The following is a 17598-nucleotide window of genomic DNA, read 5'->3' on the forward strand; positions in this document are numbered from 1 at the left end:
TCGCTACTGACCGTTTTCCCGCCAGGCGATGTCGATCTCTTCTGCGAGGATCTTCACGCCGGCTTCGATTTTCTCCGGGTCTGGCACGTAATTCATGCGCATGCACTGGTGAGTGTGCGGCCACGGCTTATCCAGGCCCGGGAAGAAGTAATCTCCCGGCACCATCAATACCCCACGCTTTTTCAGGCGCTGGTACAGCAGCTCGGTGGTGATGGGTAGATCCTTAAACCACAGCCAGAGGAAAATCGCCCCTTCGGGTTTGTGGATCAGGCAGCGCTCTTCCGGCAGATAGCGGCGGATAGTGGCGATGGTCTCGTGGACGCGCTGATAATAGAACGGCTTAATCACCTCGTTGGACAGGCGCAGCAGGTCGTTGCGCTTAATCATCTCGCACATCATTGCCGGACCAATCCCGCCAGGGGAGAGGCTGATGATGCCGTTCATATTGGTGATGGCGGTGATGATTTTCTCGTTGGCAATGATGATCCCGCAGCGACTGCCCGGCAGCCCTAGCTTGGACAGGCTCATGCACAGCACAATGTTCGGGTTCCACAGCGGGCGCGCTTCGCTGAAGATGATGCCCGGGAAAGGCACGCCATAGGCGTTATCAATCACCAGCGGAATACCGTGCTGGTTTGCCAGCGCATCCAGCTTGATCAGCTCTTCATCGGTGATGACGTTGCCGGTCGGGTTGGTTGGGCGCGAGACGCAGATCATCCCGGTCTCTTCGCCAATATGCAGATGCTCAAAATCGACGTGGTACTTGAACTGGCCTTCCGGCAGCAGCTCAATGTTCGGACGCGCGGAGACGAAAAGATCGTCCTCCAGGCCGGAATCGGCATAGCCGATGTACTCCGGCGTCAGCGGGAACAGCACCTTTTTGGTGGTGCCGTCGGCGCGCCGGCCCGCGAAGAGGTTAAATAAGTAGAAAAACGCGCTCTGGCTGCCGTTTGTCAGTGCAATGTTCTGTGGTTCGATCTCCCAGCCGAGGGTGTCGCGCAGCATCTCCGCCAGCGTGGCGAGCAGCTCGGTTTTACCCTGCGGGCCGTCGTAATTGCACAGCGCATCAGTGGCTTTGCCATTTTCCAGCATATCCGCGAGGAGCGTCTGAAAATAGGCGTTCATCTCGGGGATTTGTGCCGGGTTACCGCCGCCGAGCATGATGGCGCCCGGTGTGCGCAGCCCGTCGTTGAGATCCTCCATCAGGCGGGTGATGCCTGAATGGCGGGTGAATTTGTCGCCGAAAAGTGAAAAAGTCATAGCAGGTGTTCTGTCGAGCCTATTCTAAGTGTGGCTCACCATAACGCTACAACTGCGCGGGTGCAAATCAGCGTCGAAACGAAGAAGGGTGGCTTTGTATTGCCAGTTTGCCATCAGGTAGCGAATTATCCTGCAACCCCCTCTCCTGATGGTAGAGGGGGTTATCGATGACGATCAGCGATTGCCCGCCCACACCACCATCACCTTATCGCCCTGATGCTCACGCACAAAGCCGTAGCCCTGCGGCATCGTCAGCGTGGTTTGTGTGCCTTCACCCACCGCCGGATGGCGGGCCCGGAACTGGCCGAGCCTTTGCCAGTGGGCGACGGTTTCTGCCTGCGAACCGCTGATATCCTGCCAGTTCATGTCCGAGCGCGTACCCTGTAAGGGGTCGGAGCCCGTTGGGCCAAAGGGTCTTGCTGATTCATCCCCGTAATAGATCTGCACACTACCCGGCGCCAGTAACAGCAGCTCGGCCGCACGCTGGTCGCCCTCGCGGAACAGGCGGGTATCGTGGGAGGAGAGGTAGCTCAGGACGTTAAAGCTCTGCAGCTTCTCTGCCATCTGCTGCCAGGTGAGGTCCATACTGGACAGGCAATCCACCGCTTTGGCCGCCTGCTCCTGATAATCAAAATTGATCATCGCATCGAAGCCATGACGGTAGTAATCGCTCTGCATTACCCCGTGCCCCCAGGATTCACCGGTCATCCAGAACGGCGCATCGTCGAGTTTTTTATCCGGGTTGGCCGCTTTCCATGCCTTTAGCGCCTCACTGGCCCGATCCTTCAGCTGCTGCCAGCCGGCCAGCTCAACGTGCTTCGCGGTATCGACCCGGAAACCGTCAATACCGTATTCACGCACCCATTGGCTCAGCCAGTGGGTAAGGTAATCCCTGGGCGTGTAGCCGTCGATGGCTTTTGCACCGGTATCAGGTTTATGGCGATAGAAATTCGGCAGGCCCGATGGGGTGGTGGATTCCGTTTTCAGATCCGGCAGGAAGGCCAGCGACATGGTCAGATCGTCAAAGCCGGGGTTGTCGTAATCGCCAATGTCGGTGCGCACCCACTTCTTGCCCCACCACTTTTCCCAGCCCGCTTTATCGCTGAAGTTGATGTAGTCGTTAAAGCTGTGCCAGCTCTGTCCGGCGGCCGGTTTCCAGTCGGTCCAGCGTTCACCGAGGGTTTTCTTCAGCTCGTCGCCCTGCAGATAGAGGGCACCGAACTGATACTCCTGCATGTCTGCCAGCGTCGCATAACCGGTGTGGTTCATCACCACGTCAAACAGGATACGGATCCCCCGGCGATGGGCTTCATCCACCAGCTTGCGTAAATCGTCCTCGGTGCCCATGTTGGCATCGAGCCGGGTCCAGTCCTGGGTGTAGTAACCGTGATAGGCGTAATGGGGGAAATCCCCCTTTGTGCCGCCGCCGACCCAGCCGTGGATCTGCTCCAGCGGGGAGCTGATCCACAGGGCGTTAACCCCGAGCTGTTGCAGGTAATCCAGCTTGCTGGTGAGCCCTTTCAGATCGCCGCCATGGAAGGTGCCGATCTCCTGCATGCCGTCCTTATGGCGTCCATAACTATTGTCGTTAGACGGGTCGCCATTCTCAAACCGGTCGGTAAGGACAAAATAGACGGTGGCGTTTTGCCAGCTGAACGGGGCAGGCTTGTCTGTCTCTGCACGCTCGAGTAACAGCAGGCCGTTGCTGCCCGGTGCAGGTTGCAGGGTGATTTTGCCCTGCTGCACGGTGGCGGTCTGTTTGCTGTAGAAATCCCGCACCACGCTCCCTTCCGGGAAGGTATTGCCGACGTCGAGCGTTAAGGGTTTGCCATCCCATTTGGGGCACTGGCGAACCACCGAGGTCACCGCTTTTTCGCTTGTGCTGGCGACGGTCAACATCAGCGTTGGCGTGCCGGAACGGGTATCAATCCGTGCCTGATAATCACCATCGCGGAAGATGCGCCACTGCACCGGATCGCCTTCGCACGGCTTCAGGGACATCATCTCGTTGAGTTTAATGGCGTTTGTGGGCTGCCAGCACGCCTTGTCAAGATTCAGCGTGAGCGGCCGGGTACCCTTCGTCAGCTTTGCCTGTGACGTGAAAATCCCCGAACCTTCAGCGGTAAAGGCCGGAAAACCCGGGACGGACCAGTCGGCGCTGGCTATTGCAGGCAAGAACAGAAGAGCGAGAGCAGAACGTTTCATACCATTTTCCTGTCACAGCATTTTGCTCAGTTTGCCATCTATTTTAGTGGGCAAACTCATCCCCTGGCGCTAACGCGCAGGGAGGAGCAAAGAGGGTGAGTGATCTCACGCTAAATACGCAGATTAACTGCGATATTGAGCACATTTTGATGAAAATGATGCTTAAGTGAGCGAATTTCAGGTGACAGGGTTTCGGATTTGGACTATTTCTTTGGATGCTCTTCTCGTCTATTTTTGCTAGGATCTGAGATTCGCCTCTCATTTTACGAAAAAAATAAGGTGTTGGAATGTTTCTATCCGACCAGGAGACCTAATGATATCGACTCCCATTCGACGATATGGGGCCGCGATACTCATGTTACTCACCATGGCAATTTCTGGTGAGGTGCTTGCGAAGACGCACACGGATACAACGAGTAAGAAAGCCCACGTCATAAAGACGACAAGTAGTAAGGTTAGCAGTAAACAAGAGTATTCTCGCAATAGTGCAAAGAGTAGTTCACTTCCTGATTTGCGAAAATACCCTTCCGGGACACCAAGGAAAAAAGCGTTTCTCCGGACGGTAATGCCTTACATAACAAGTCAAAATGCCGCGATTACTGCGGATCGTAACTGGTTGATCTCCAAACAGTACGATAGCCGCTGGTCGCCATCAGAACGCACGCGCCTGAAAGAAATATCAAAACGCTATAAGGTGAGCTGGAACGGAAACACGCGCCGTGTGCCGTGGAACTCACTGTTAGAGCGCGTAGATATTATTCCAGGCAGCATGGTCGCAACGATGGCTGCAGCCGAAAGTGGCTGGGGCACCTCGAAGCTCGCACGCAGTAATAACAACCTCTTCGGCATGAAATGTGCGAAAGGTCGTTGTAACAATGCGCCGGGCAAAGTGAAAGGCTACTCACAGTTTGAATCGGTAAAAGATTCCGTGAATGCGTATGTTGTGAACCTGAACACGCACCCCGCTTACAAATCCTTCCGTAAGTCTCGGGCGCAGCTGCGTAAAGCAGACCAGGAAGTGACGGCGAGCAACATGATCCATAAGCTGAAAGGTTACTCAACCCAGGGCCAGCGCTATAACAACTATCTCTTTGCGATGTACCAGGATAACCAGCGCTTAATTGCCGCACATATGTAATCGTAAAAAAGGCCTTCCATCCGGAAGGCCTTTTTTTATATCAGCACTTCACTGTAGCGGTCGCGATACTCTTTCGGCGTGGTGTCATACTCTTTTTTAAACACCGAATAGAAATATTGCAGCGATGGATAACCGCACATCTGCGAAATCTCGTTAATAGACAGCGACGTCGAAATCAGCAGGCTGCGGGCTTTTTCCAGTTTCTCCGCATGAATAACCGCATGAATCGTCTCCCCCACCTCTTCTTTAAAGCGCTTCTCCAGGTTTGAACGAGAAATGCCTACCGCATCCAGCACCTGATCCACTTTGATGCCTTTGCAGGCGTGGTTACGAATGTAATGCATCGCCTGAATGACGGCCGGATCGTTCAGCGAACGGTAATCGGTTGAGCGCCGCTCCACAACGCGGACCGGCGGCACCAGCAGACGCTGCAGGGGCAGATTTTCGTTATCCAGCAGTCGGTGCAGCAGCTTGGCTGCCTGATAGCCCATCTGACGTGTTCCCTGGGCTACGGACGACAGCGCCACGCGTGACAGGTAGCGGGTGAGCTCTTCATTATCGATCCCAATGACGCACAGCTTTTCCGGCACCGGGATATGCAGATGTTCGCACACCTGCAGCACGTGACGGGCGCGGGCATCGGTCACGGCGATAATACCGGTCTGCGGCGGCAGGGTTTGCAGCCAGTCGGCGAGGCGGTTCTGCGCGTGCTGCCAGTTTTCCGGTGCCGTTTCCAGCCCCTGATAAACCACGCCGCGATACTTCTCCTTTGCCACCAGCTGGCAGAACGCGTACTCACGTTCCGCCGCCCAGCGTTTACCGCTGGACGCGGGCAGGCCATAGAAGGCGAAGCGGTGAACCCCTTTTTCTTTGAGATGAAGAAACGCGCTCTCTACCAGGGCGTGGTTGTCGGTCGCGATATAGTGAACGGCAGGGTAGTTATCCGGCTTGTGGTAAGAGCCGCCGACGCCGACGATGGGGACGTCGACATCGACCAGCATTTGCTGGATAACGGCGTCGTCAAAATCCGCAATGACGCCGTCGCCCAGCCAGTCTTTGATATTTTCGATTCGCGTGCGGAAATCTTCTTCAACGAAAATATCCCACTCGGATTGCGACGCCTGCAAATATTCTCCAACGCCTTCGACTACCTGGCGGTCGTAAGCTTTGTTGGCATTGAATAACAACGTAATGCGGTGACGCTTCTCAAACATGGCGCTATTTTTCCAGAATCAGTGACAGATGATAGAGCATCCTCAGGCGCGCCGTTTGGTTGCGGAATCCATCCATACCGCCAGCAGCAAAATGGCACCCTTGACGATATATTGCCAGAATGTCGGGACGTCCATCATACTCATTCCGTTATCCAGCGACGCCATTATAAATGCTCCCATGACCGCCCCGGCGACGCTGCCGATCCCCCCGGCAAGACTGGTTCCGCCGATGACGCAGGCGGCGATGGCGTCGAGTTCGGCAATATTCCCGGCAGACGGTGAACCCGCACCCAGACGCGAGCTTAAGATCAGACCCGCCACGGCAACCATCAGGCCATTAATGGCAAAGACGGCCAGCTTGGTGCGTTCAACGTTGATACCGGACAGACGTGCGGCTTCGAGGTTGCCCCCAATGGCATAGATACGACGACCAAAGGCGGTGCGGGTAGCCATAAACATCCCCGCCAGCAGCAGCAGAACCAGTAGCAGCACCGGGGTCGGGACGCCGCGATAGTCATTCAGCAGCCAGATCGCGCCGAGGACAATTATCGCCGTTAACGCCTGACGCCCGACGACAGAGGTGGACGGTGTAGTCGCTAAGCCTAACGTCTGACGGCGCAGTCTGCCGCGCCACTGCCAGGCGACAAATGCCATCAGGCCAATCGCGCCCAGGGTAAAACCGACGCCGCCGGAGAGATAACTCTGACCAATCTGCGACATGGATGCGCTGGTAGGAGAGACGGTGGTACCGTTGGTGATGCCGATCAGGATGCCGCGGAAGGCCAGCATCCCCGCCAGCGTGACGATAAACGACGGCACCTTGCGGTAGGCCACCCACCAGCCGTTCCAGGTGCCGAGCAGTAAACCAAGCAGCAAGGTGACTACGATAGTCAGCGGTAGCGGCCAGCCCAGCCAGACGTCGAAAATCGCCGCCACGCCGCCAAGCAAGCCCATCATCGAGCCCACGGAGAGGTCGATTTCCGCAGAGATAATCACAAACACCATCCCGACCGCCAGAATGCCGGTAATGGCGGTCTGGCGCAGCAGGTTGGAGACGTTACGCGCGCTGAGGTAAGAGCCATCGGTCATCCAGGTGAAGAACAGCATGATCGCCACAATGGCGGCAATCATGACGAACACCTGCAGATTGAGCGATTTCAGCCCGGAAAACAGGCCCGGCGTGGGTGCCGTAACCTTTAACTCAGAGGGGTTGCTTTTCGACATGGCGTTCACTCCTTAGTGCGGCTTCCATTACCTGTTCCTGCGTCAGGTTCTGGTTTATCAGGTTGGCTTTCAGTTTTCCTTCGTGCATCACCAGGACCCGGTCGCTCAGACCCAGCACTTCGGGCAGCTCCGAGGAGATGACAATCACGGCAATACCCTGCTGGACCAGCTGGTTGATCAGCTTATAGATTTCATATTTGGCACCGATATCGATCCCGCGGGTGGGTTCATCGAGGATCAGGATGCGCGGATTGAGCAGCAGGCAGCGGGCGAGGATCGCCTTCTGCTGATTACCACCGCTCAGACGCCCAATCGCCAGCTCCGGCGAGGACGTTTTGACTTTCAGCCGCTGTAAAGACTGCAGAATGCAGTGCTGTTCCGCAGCGTCATCGAGGCTGCTCAACTTGCCGCTGAACTGATCTAAGGCGGCAAGGGTGATATTTTTGCCCACCGCCATGACCGGCACGATGCCATCTTTTTTCCTGTCTTCCGGCACCATCGCGATCCCCTGGGCAATGGCCTGCTGACAGTTTTTAATCTCAACCGGCTTGCCATCAATAAAGATGCTGCCTTCCCAGCGACCGGGCCAGACGCCGAACAGGCACTGTACGGCCTCGGTGCGTCCGGCACCGACCAGCCCGGCAACGCCAAGGATTTCCCCGCGATGCAGCGAGAAGGAGACGTCATTCACCCGTTTGATATGGCGATTCACCGGGTGCCAGGCGGTAAGATGCTCCACGCGCAGCACCTCTTCCCCCAGGGTATGAGGCTCATTCGGGTAGAGGGCGGTGAGCTCACGTCCCACCATCATGGTGATAATGTCGTCCTCGCTCATCCCTTGCGCTTCGCGGGTGCCGATATGCTGCCCGTCGCGAATGACGCACACCGTGTCCGAAATCGCTTTTACTTCGTTGAGCTTGTGCGAGATATAAATGCAGGCAATCCCGTGGTGTTGCAGGTCACGAATGATGTCCAGCAATACCGCGGTTTCCTGTTCCGTCAGCGAGGCTGTCGGTTCATCAAGGATCAGCAGGCGCACCTGCTTATTCAGCGCTTTGGCGATCTCCACCAGCTGCTGCTGCCCCAGACCTAAATCGCCCACCCTGGTATCGGGGGAGATCGCCAGGCTCACCTGCGCCAGCAGCTTTTCACAGCGCAGGGTCATGGTGTCGTAATCCAGCACGCCATGACGGGCGATCTCCGCGCCGAGGAAGATATTCTCCAGCACGGTCAGATGCTTCACCAGCGCCAGCTCCTGATGAATGATGGCGATCCCTTTGCGCTCGGTGTCGCGAATGTGCGTGGCCTGCAGCGTTTCGCCAGAAAAAACAATCTCACCCTCGTAGCTGCCGTGAGGATAGATGCCGCACAGCACCTTCATGAGGGTGGATTTGCCCGAGCCATTTTCGCCGCACAGCGACACGATCTCGCCGGGGTTTAAGCGCAGGCTGACGTTGTCGACGGCTTTCACCGCGCCAAACGCTTTGGTGATACTTTTCATTTCAAGTAAATAAGACATAACTGCCCCGCATGACCCGGTGAAAACGGTACAAGTCGATGCGCCCCCGCAAAGCGGGGGCGATAATGGATTACAGTTCGCTCTTTTTGTGGAAACCGTCTTTCACAACGGTGGCGTCAATGTTCTCTTTATTGACTTCGATAGGGGTGAGCAGACGGGATGGGACATCCTTCAGGCCATTGTTTAAGCTGGCGTCTGCTTTAGGCTGTTGGCCATTGCCCAGCTCAACGGCAATTTCCGCCGCGGTGGTGGCAAGTTCGGTGATCGGCTTATACACGGTCATGGTCTGGGTGCCCGCCACGATGCGTTTCACCCCGGCCAGGTCTGCGTCCTGCCCGGAGATCGCCACTTTTCCGGCCAGCCCCTGGGCGCTGAGTGCCTGAATGGCGCCGCCAGCGGTTGCATCGTTAGAAGCCACCACGGCATCGATTTTGTTATTGTTAGCGGTTAAGGCGTTTTCCATAATTTTCAACGCGTTTTCAGGTAACCAGCCGTCCGCCCACTGGTCGCCAACGATCTTGATTTTGCCCTCATCAACATAGGGCTTCAGCACCTTCATCTGTCCGGCGCGGAAGAGTTTGGCGTTGTTATCTACCGGCGAGCCGCCCATCAGGAAGTAATTACCCTGCGGCACTTTTGCGACCAGGCTTTGCGCCTGTAATTCACCGACTTTTTCATTGTCGAAGGAAATATAATAATCGATATCCGCATTATTAATCATGCGGTCATAGGCCAGCACTTTAATGCCTTCTTGTTTGGCCTCTTTTACCACGTTACTTAAAACCTGGCCGTTATAGGGAATAATAACCAGCACATCGACGCCGCGGTTTATCATATTTTCGATTTGCGACATCTGCGTTTCTTCATTGCCGTTGGCAGATTGTACAAAAACTTTTGCACCTAATGCCTCTGCCTTATTGACAAAAATATCGCGATCTTTTTGCCAGCGCTCCAGACGGAGGTCATCAATCGCCATGCCGATTTTGACTTCTTTTGCATGACTCGCCGTACTCGCCAGCAGCAGCGATGCACAAAGAGTGAGGCACAGGTTCTTTATCTTCATAATTGTATTGCCTTTTTGTAGGGTTAGGTTGCTGAGATAAAAGAAACAATCATTGCAAGAGACGTAGCAAATTCTTAACGGGGAACGGCAGGCTGGCAATTACAGATTTTTATCTTCTCGTTATGATATTTGGTTTATTTTCGAATTTATGACCGCGATCGAATTTTAAATTACATAACTTCTTAATTACACATGATTATGGAATTTGCGCTGTGAAATTCGTTTGTCTGCAAATTGATTTTGCGAGCCAGCGCACGTTTGTGCATTCTCTCAATAGCAGTGTGAAATAACGTAATTGAGCAACCTGCGATCACTATTCACTATTACTCCAGTATCTACTTTTCGCCGCACCCCTGATTATGGAGCTCAATATGCAAGCTTATTTCGATCAACTCGAGCGCGTTCGTTATGAAGGCCCGAAATCCTCTAATCCTTTAGCGTTTCGTCATTACAACCCGGACGAGCTGGTGCTGGGCAAGCGCATGGAAGATCACCTGCGTTTCGCTGCCTGCTACTGGCACACCTTCTGCTGGAACGGTGCCGACATGTTTGGCGTGGGCTCGTTCGACCGTCCATGGCAGCAGCCAGGCGAAGCGCTGGAGCTGGCGAAGCGTAAAGCGGATGTCGCCTTTGAGTTCTTCCATAAGCTGAACGTGCCTTACTACTGTTTCCACGACGTGGACGTCTCACCGGAAGGCGCATCGCTGAAAGAGTACCTGAATAACTTTGCGCAAATGGTCGATGTGCTGGGCGAAAAACAGCAGCAGAGCGGCGTGAAGCTGCTGTGGGGTACCGCCAACTGCTTTACCCATCCACGCTATGGCGCAGGCGCTGCCACTAACCCGGACCCGGAAGTGTTCAGCTGGGCGGCCACCCAGGTGGTGACGGCGATGAACGCCACCCACAAGCTGGGCGGGGAAAACTACGTGCTGTGGGGCGGGCGTGAAGGTTACGAAACGCTGCTGAACACCGACTTGCGCCAGGAGCGTGAGCAGATTGGCCGCTTCATGCAGATGGTGGTGGAGCATAAACACAAGATCGGTTTCCAGGGCACGCTGCTGATCGAGCCGAAACCGCAGGAGCCGACCAAGCATCAGTACGACTACGACGTGGCGACGGTGTACGGCTTCCTGAAGCAGTTCGGGCTGGAAAAAGAGATCAAAGTGAATATCGAAGCCAACCACGCGACCCTGGCTGGCCACTCGTTCCATCACGAGATCGCCTCCGCTATCGCGCTGGGCATTTTCGGCTCCGTGGATGCCAACCGCGGCGATCCGCAGCTGGGCTGGGATACCGACCAGTTCCCGGTCAGCGTGGAAGAGAATGCGCTGGTGATGTACGAAATTATCAAAGCGGGCGGCTTTACCACCGGTGGCCTGAACTTTGACGCCAAAGTGCGCCGTCAGAGTACCGATAAGTACGATCTCTTCTATGGTCATATTGGGGCCATGGACACCATGGCGCTGTCGCTGAAAGTGGCGGCCCGCATGATTGAAGATGGCGAGCTGGATAAGCGCGTGGCGAAACGCTACGGCGGCTGGAACAGTGAGCTGGGCCAGCAAATTTTGAAAGGCCAGTTATCGCTTACCGAGCTGGCGAAGTACGCTGAACAGCATAACCTGGCGCCGCAGCACCAGAGCGGTCATCAGGAGCTGCTGGAAAACCTGGTGAATCATTATCTGTTTGATAAGTGACAGGTATTGCCGGGCGGCGCTTCGCTTGCCCGGCCTACATTTTTTAAGGAGCCCAGGGCATGTATATCGGGATCGATCTTGGCACGTCGGGTGTGAAAGCCATTCTGTTAAATGAACAGGGCGAGGTGCTGGCAACGCAAACAGAAAAACTGCACGTTTCACGGCCACATCCGCTCTGGTCCGAACAGGATCCTGAAGCCTGGTGGCTGGCCACGGATCGCGCCCTGAAAGCGCTGGGCGAGCAGCACTCCCTGCGCGAAGTGAAAGCGCTGGGGATTGCCGGACAAATGCATGGCGCCACGCTGCTGGATAAGGACAACCGCGTCCTGCGCCCGGCGATTTTATGGAACGATGGCCGCTGCGCTGAAGAGTGCGCCCTGCTGGAAGAGCGGGTGCCGACCTCGCGTGAAATAACCGGCAACCTGATGATGCCGGGCTTTACCGCCCCGAAATTGCTGTGGGTCCAGCGTCATGAACCCGAGATTTTTAGCCAGGTAGCGAAGGTACTGCTGCCAAAAGATTATCTGCGTCTGCGTATCACCGGCGAGTACGCTAGCGATATGTCCGATGCCGCAGGCACGATGTGGCTCGACGTGGCAAAACGCGACTGGAGCGAGACGATGCTCGAAGCCTGCCATCTCACCCGCGACCATATGCCCGCGCTGTTCGAAGGCTGTGAGCAGACCGGCGCGCTGCTGCCGTCGGTGGCTGAACAGTGGAATATGCCCGCCGTTCCGGTCGTGGCCGGTGGCGGAGATAACGCTGCGGGCGCGGTTGGCGTGGGTATGGCCGATGCCGGACAGGCGATGCTCTCGCTGGGCACCTCCGGCGTCTATTTCGCCGTGAGCGACGGCTATCGCAGTAATCCTGACAGCGCGGTACACAGCTTCTGCCATGCGTTGCCGGGGAAATGGCATCTGATGTCGGTGATGCTCAGCGCGGCGTCCTGTCTGGACTGGGCGGCTAAGCTGACCGGGCTAGAGAGCGTGCCGGCTCTGCTCGATGCCGCGCAGCAGGCCGATGAAAACGCGGGTACCCTCTGGTTCCTGCCTTATCTTTCCGGCGAGCGCACGCCGCATAACAACCCCCAGGCAAAAGGGGTATTTTTTGGCTTAACCCATCAGCACGGCCCGGCCGAACTGGCGCGCGCCGTCCTCGAAGGGGTGGGCTATGCGTTGGCCGATGGCATGGATGTGGTGCATGAGTGCGGGCTACAGCCGACCAGCATTACGCTGATTGGCGGGGGGGCACGCAGCCCTTACTGGCGGCAGATGCTCGCGGATATCAGCGGGCAGAAGCTGGATTACCGTACCGGCGGGGATGTCGGGCCTGCGCTCGGAGCTGCACGTCTGGCGCAGATTGCGATGAATCCGGGTAAGCCGCTGTCAGAGCTGTTGCCACAGCTGGCGCTGGAACAGCAGCACACCCCGGACCCCGTCAGGCATGCTCGCTATGCCGAACGTCGCGAAGTGTTCCGCAAGATCTATCAGCAGCTTCTGCCACTGATGTCGTGAAACTGCGCCGGGTGGCGGCTTCGCCTTACCCGGCCTACGATCGTTGCTTGCGCGGCAAGCGAAGTTTTGTAGGCCCGTGCAAGCGAAGCGCCGCCGGGCAAACAAGCCGCATCTAACTGACAAACCTGCGCGTATCAATCCGCTGCAGCAGCATCGACAGCAGCAGGCTAACCGCCACCGTGATCGAGAAGATCCACAGGATATCCAGCAGCGGCCAGCTTTTTAACTCCACGCCACGGGTGCGCAGGGCGTGGATCACCAGCGCATGAAATCCGTAGATCCCAAGCGAGTTACGTGAAATTAACCCCAGCAGCGGCAGCGGGCGTGTATTCAGGGTGTTTTTCACCAGCGTGAACAGCGAAACGGCACAGATAAAGACCATCGGACCGCAGTAGAGGTACCAGGTATCGGCGAAGGTGCCGCGCCACTGCAGTTCGTGCAGCGTACCGCGGGAGATGACGGCGACCGCAGCAATAAACAGGGCGGCGCAAAGAACATTCATCCAGCGTCTGCGGGTATCCATCATGCCCAGCGCGCGGCCCAGCATGCCGTACAGCACGTAATAAAAGGTGTCGCCGTTGATATAGAGATTGATTGGCAGCCACTCAAATCCGGAAATTTTTTGCGACACCGTGTTGGGATTCGCCACGATGCCGATAACGATCATTAGCGCCAACAGCATTTTGCCGCTCGCGCTTTTTACCTGCAGCAGCGGGGAGAGCAGGTAAATCACGATAATGGCGAAGAAAAACCACAGGTGATAGAACACCGGTTTTTGCAGCAGGTATTTCAGCGACAGCTCGCTGTTAATGGACGTGAACAGCACGATATAGAGAAACGCCACGGTGCTGTAAAACAGCAGACAGAGGCCGATACGTAAAAAGTGGCGCGGCTGCGCGCTCCGTTCGCCAAAAAAGAGATAGCCGGAGATCATGAAAAACAGCGGTACGCTCACACGCGAGGCAGAGTTGAGAACGTTGGCAACATCCCAGTTAACGAGGCTGATGCTCGGGGCATTAGTAATGTACCAGGTGGTGGTATGGATCATTACCACCATCAAACAGGCGATCCCCCGCAAATTATCAATCCAGTTAATTTTGTCCTGCATCCATCCCTCTGTTTACGCATTAAAAAGAGTCTGACCGTGATATTGATTCAGACGCTCGTTGGAAAATTCTGAGTTTGCATCGTCCTGCTTGTGCCGGAACGGTGAGATTCGCAGAATGCCGGGCCATACTCTATAAAGTTTAGATATTAAAAATAACAGCCATAGCACAGGGCGGTAATATAAATGATGATACGCGCGATGTTGCTTCTGCTTCCGGCGTTACTGGCCGGTTGCGCGGCTCAGGAGACGTCCCCGGCGCAAAAAGCGCAAACCAAAAAAGTCAGTCCGGTGCGTTCGCTGGATATGGAACAGCTGTGTAAGGATCGGGCGGCGCAGCGCTACAATACCGGCGCGCAAAAGATAGACGTCACCGCCTTCGAGCAGTTTCAGGGCAGCTATGAAATGCAGGGCTTTACTGCCCGCAATGAGAGTTTCATCTGTTCTTTCGATGCAGACGGCCATTTTTTACACCTTTCGATGCGTTAATAGCGCCGCGTAACGAGCTGGCTGCGTCTGCAGGGCGCTGTCAGCTATGCTTATTTCCCAATTTTCCCTAAACAACCCCGTTTCGTACTGTATATCTTGCACTCAGCGGGTATACTGAACCCTTCCATTTAAAACCACACGTATCCAGCACGAAATCCTATGCAAAAGTTTGATACTAAGACCTTCCAGGGCCTGATCCTGACCTTACAGGATTACTGGGCTCGCCAGGGCTGCACCATCGTTCAACCATTGGACATGGAAGTGGGCGCCGGCACCTCACACCCGATGACCAGCCTGCGTGCACTGGGGCCAGAGCCGATGGCAACCGCCTATGTACAGCCATCCCGCCGCCCGACCGATGGTCGCTACGGTGAAAACCCGAACCGCTTACAGCACTACTATCAGTTCCAGGTGGTCATTAAGCCGTCTCCGGACAATATTCAGGAGCTGTACCTCGGGTCGCTGAAAGAGCTGGGTATGGATCCGACCATTCACGACATTCGTTTCGTGGAAGATAACTGGGAAAACCCGACGCTGGGTGCCTGGGGTCTGGGTTGGGAAGTGTGGCTGAACGGTATGGAAGTGACGCAGTTCACCTACTTCCAGCAGGTTGGCGGTCTTGAATGTAAACCGATCACCGGTGAAATCACCTACGGTCTGGAACGTCTGGCCATGTACATTCAGGGCGTAGACAGCGTTTACGACCTGGTCTGGAGCGACGGCCCGCTGGGTAAAACCACCTACGGCGACGTGTTCCATCAGAACGAAGTGGAGCAATCCACCTATAACTTCGAATATGCGGACGTGGACTTCCTGTTCACCTGCTTCGAGCAGTACGAGAAAGAGGCCCAGCAGCTGCTGGCGCTGGAAACTCCGCTGCCGCTGCCAGCCTACGAGCGTATTCTGAAGGCCGCCCACAGCTTCAACCTGCTGGACGCCCGTAAAGCGATCTCTGTCACTGAACGTCAGCGCTACATTCTGCGTATTCGTACCCTGACCAAAGCCGTTGCAGAAGCTTACTACGCGTCCCGTGAAGCCCTTGGCTTCCCGATGTGCAACCGAAACAAATAAGAGGCGGCCATGTCTGATAAAACTTTCCTGGTGGAAATCGGCACCGAAGAGCTGCCACCAAAAGCCCTGCGCAGCCTGGCGGAATCCTTTGCTGCGAACGTCACTGCGGAGCTGGACAATGCTGGCCTCGCACACGGCAAAATTGAATGGTTTGCTGCTCCGCGTCGTCTGGCGCTGAAAGTGGCAAATCTGGCCGCTTCCCAGCCCGATCGCGAAGTAGAAAAGCGCGGCCCGGCGATTGCCCAGGCGTTTGACGCTGAAGGTAAACCGAGCAAAGCGGCAGAAGGCTGGGCGCGTGGCTGCGGGATCACCGTTGACCAGGCCGAGCGTCTGACCACCGACAAAGGCGAATGGCTGCTCTATCGCGCCCACGTGAAAGGCGAAAGCGCAGAAGCGCTGCTGCCGAACATGATCGCCACGTCGCTGGCGAAGCTGCCAATTCCAAAACTGATGCGCTGGGGCGCAAGCGACGTGCACTTCGTGCGTCCGGTTCACACCGTGACCCTGCTGCTGGGCGATACCGTTATTCCTGCCACCATTCTGGGCGTCGCATCCGATCGCGTGATCCGCGGCCACCGCTTTATGGGCGAGCCGGAGTTCACCATCGATAACGCCGATCAGTACCCTGAAATCCTGCTGGAACGCGGTAAAGTCATTGCTGACTACGAACAGCGTAAAGCCCGTATTAAAGCGGACGCGGAAGAAGCGGCACGTAAGATTGGCGGTAACGCTGACCTGAGCGACAGCCTGCTGGAAGAAGTGACCTCGCTGGTAGAGTGGCCAGTGGTCCTGACCGCGAAGTTCGAAGAGAAATTCCTCGCCGTTCCGGCCGAAGCGCTGGTTCACACCATGAAGGGCGACCAGAAGTACTTCCCGGTCTATGCTAACGACGGCAAGCTGCTGCCGAACTTCATCTTCGTGGCGAACATCGAATCCAAAGATCCGATCCAGATCATCTCCGGTAACGAGAAAGTGGTTCGCCCGCGTCTGGCGGATGCGGAGTTCTTCTTTAATACCGACCGTAAAAAGCGCCTGGAAGATCACCTCCCGCGCCTGCAGACCGTGCTGTTCCAGCAACAGCTGGGTACGCTGCGTGACAAGACCGATCGTATCGCGGAGCTGTCCGGCTGGATCGCCCGTGAAATCGGGGCTGACGTTAACCACGCTACCCGCGCAGGCCTGCTCTCCAAGTGCGACCTGATGACCAACATGGTGTTCGAATTTACCGACACCCAGGGTGTGATGGGCATGCACTACGCGCGTCACGATGGCGAAGCGGAAGACGTTGCCGTGGCCCTGAATGAGCAGTATCAGCCGCGCTTTGCCGGTGACGATCTGCCGTCCAACCCGGTTGCCTGTGCGGTGGCGATTGCCGATAAGATGGACACCCTGGCGGGTATCTTCGGTATCGGACAGCATCCGAAAGGCGATAAAGACCCGTTCGCGCTGCGTCGTGCTGCGCTGGGCGTGCTGCGTATCATCGTTGAGAAGAACCTGAACCTGGATCTGCAGACCCTGACTGAAGAAGCGGTGCGTCTGTACGGTGAGAAGCTGACCAACGCCAAGGTGGTGGATGACGTCATCGACTTTATGCTGGGCCGTTTCCGTGCCTGGTATCAGGACGAAGGCTATACCGTCGACACCATTCAGGCCGTTCTGGCGCGTCGTCCGACCCGTCCGGCAGACTTCGATGCACGTATGAAGGCGGTGTCCCACTTCCGTACCCTGGAAGCGGCATCGGCGCTGGCTGCGGCCAACAAGCGTGTCTCCAACATCCTGGCCAAGTCCGATGAGAAGCTGAACGAGCGCGTTAACGCCGCGACGCTGAAAGAGCCGGAAGAGATCGCCCTGGCGATGCAGGTTGTGGTGCTGCGCGACAAGCTGGAGCCGGTGTTCGCGGAAGGTCGCTACCAGGAAGCGCTGGTGGAACTGGCCGAACTGCGTGATGTCATCGACGCCTTCTTCGAGAAAGTGATGGTAAACGTAGAGGATAAAGACCTGCGTATTAACCGTCTCTCCATGCTCGAAAAACTGCGCGAGCTGTTCCTGCGCGTGGCGGATATTTCGCTGCTGCAGTAAGGTGCGAATGCCCGGCGGCGCTA

Annotated in this window: 13 protein-coding genes; 6 read left to right on the forward strand and 7 right to left on the reverse strand. The window is 56.2% G+C overall.

Annotation, left to right across the window (positions count from 1 at the left end):
- Positions 1-3: 3 nt before the first annotated feature.
- Together avtA and ACOYA6_RS20115 are read right to left on the reverse strand one after the other, a co-directional pair.
- Complete coding sequence (gene avtA, locus ACOYA6_RS20110) at positions 4-1260, reverse strand: valine--pyruvate transaminase (RefSeq protein ID WP_138370852.1); 1257 nt, start codon at positions 1258-1260, stop codon at positions 4-6.
- A 174-nt stretch (positions 1261-1434) separates the two neighbouring features.
- On the reverse strand, positions 1435-3465 hold the full coding sequence (locus ACOYA6_RS20115; protein WP_422655284.1) for an alpha-amylase: 2031 nt from the start codon (positions 3463-3465) through the stop codon (positions 1435-1437).
- 313 nt (positions 3466-3778) lie between these two features.
- On the opposite strand from ACOYA6_RS20115, the gene ACOYA6_RS20120 reads away from it, so the two are divergent.
- Positions 3779-4603, forward strand: coding sequence for a protein bax (locus ACOYA6_RS20120; RefSeq protein ID WP_072036702.1), 825 nt, complete (start codon positions 3779-3781; stop codon positions 4601-4603).
- A 35-nt stretch (positions 4604-4638) separates the two neighbouring features.
- Here ACOYA6_RS20120 and xylR read toward each other — a convergent pair whose 3' ends face one another.
- The 4 genes from xylR to xylF all read right to left on the reverse strand — a co-directional run bounded on the left by xylR (position 4639) and on the right by xylF (position 9623).
- Positions 4639-5817, reverse strand: coding sequence for a D-xylose utilization transcriptional activator XylR (gene xylR / locus ACOYA6_RS20125; RefSeq protein WP_039031153.1), 1179 nt, complete (start codon positions 5815-5817; stop codon positions 4639-4641).
- A gap of 42 nt (positions 5818-5859) precedes the next feature.
- Entirely contained in the window at positions 5860-7041 is a 1182-nt protein-coding gene (gene xylH, locus ACOYA6_RS20130; RefSeq protein ID WP_422655285.1) for a xylose ABC transporter permease XylH, read from the reverse strand.
- Positions 7019-8560: a xylose ABC transporter ATP-binding protein gene (locus ACOYA6_RS20135; protein WP_138370855.1), complete on the reverse strand. Its 1542-nt coding sequence runs from the start codon at positions 8558-8560 to the stop codon at positions 7019-7021. Before ACOYA6_RS20135 ends, xylH begins: the two co-directional genes overlap by 23 nt.
- Positions 8561-8630: 70 nt before the next feature.
- The gene (xylF, locus tag ACOYA6_RS20140) at positions 8631-9623 is read right to left on the reverse strand and encodes a D-xylose ABC transporter substrate-binding protein (RefSeq protein ID WP_039031150.1); all 993 of its coding nucleotides are present in this window, start codon (positions 9621-9623) and stop codon (positions 8631-8633) included.
- Between the two features lie 371 nt (positions 9624-9994).
- Between xylF and xylA the strand changes: the two genes are divergently transcribed.
- Complete coding sequence (xylA, locus tag ACOYA6_RS20145) at positions 9995-11317, forward strand: xylose isomerase (RefSeq protein WP_138370856.1); 1323 nt, start codon at positions 9995-9997, stop codon at positions 11315-11317.
- A 59-nt stretch (positions 11318-11376) separates the two neighbouring features.
- Positions 11377-12831: a xylulokinase gene (gene xylB / locus ACOYA6_RS20150; protein WP_422655286.1), complete on the forward strand. Its 1455-nt coding sequence runs from the start codon at positions 11377-11379 to the stop codon at positions 12829-12831.
- 112 nt (positions 12832-12943) lie between these two features.
- Here xylB and ACOYA6_RS20155 read toward each other — a convergent pair whose 3' ends face one another.
- Entirely contained in the window at positions 12944-13939 is a 996-nt protein-coding gene (locus ACOYA6_RS20155) for an acyltransferase (protein ID WP_422655287.1), read from the reverse strand.
- Positions 13940-14137: 198 nt separating this feature from the next.
- Here ACOYA6_RS20155 and ACOYA6_RS20160 point away from each other — a divergent pair, with 198 nt between their 5' ends.
- From ACOYA6_RS20160 to glyS, 3 genes are all read left to right on the forward strand, one after another.
- Positions 14138-14425, forward strand: a complete 288-nt coding sequence (locus ACOYA6_RS20160; protein WP_375540655.1) for a YsaB family lipoprotein — start codon at positions 14138-14140, stop codon at positions 14423-14425.
- A 159-nt stretch (positions 14426-14584) separates the two neighbouring features.
- Positions 14585-15496, forward strand: a complete 912-nt coding sequence (glyQ, locus tag ACOYA6_RS20165; RefSeq protein ID WP_003860141.1) for a glycine--tRNA ligase subunit alpha — start codon at positions 14585-14587, stop codon at positions 15494-15496.
- A 9-nt stretch (positions 15497-15505) separates the two neighbouring features.
- Positions 15506-17575 (forward strand): glycine--tRNA ligase subunit beta, encoded by a 2070-nt coding sequence (glyS, locus tag ACOYA6_RS20170; RefSeq protein WP_223075537.1) that lies wholly within the window; start codon positions 15506-15508, stop codon positions 17573-17575.
- Positions 17576-17598 lie beyond the last annotated feature (23 nt).

This window comes from Leclercia barmai, assembly GCF_049312895.1.
Lineage (GTDB): Bacteria > Pseudomonadota > Gammaproteobacteria > Enterobacterales > Enterobacteriaceae > Enterobacter > Enterobacter barmai.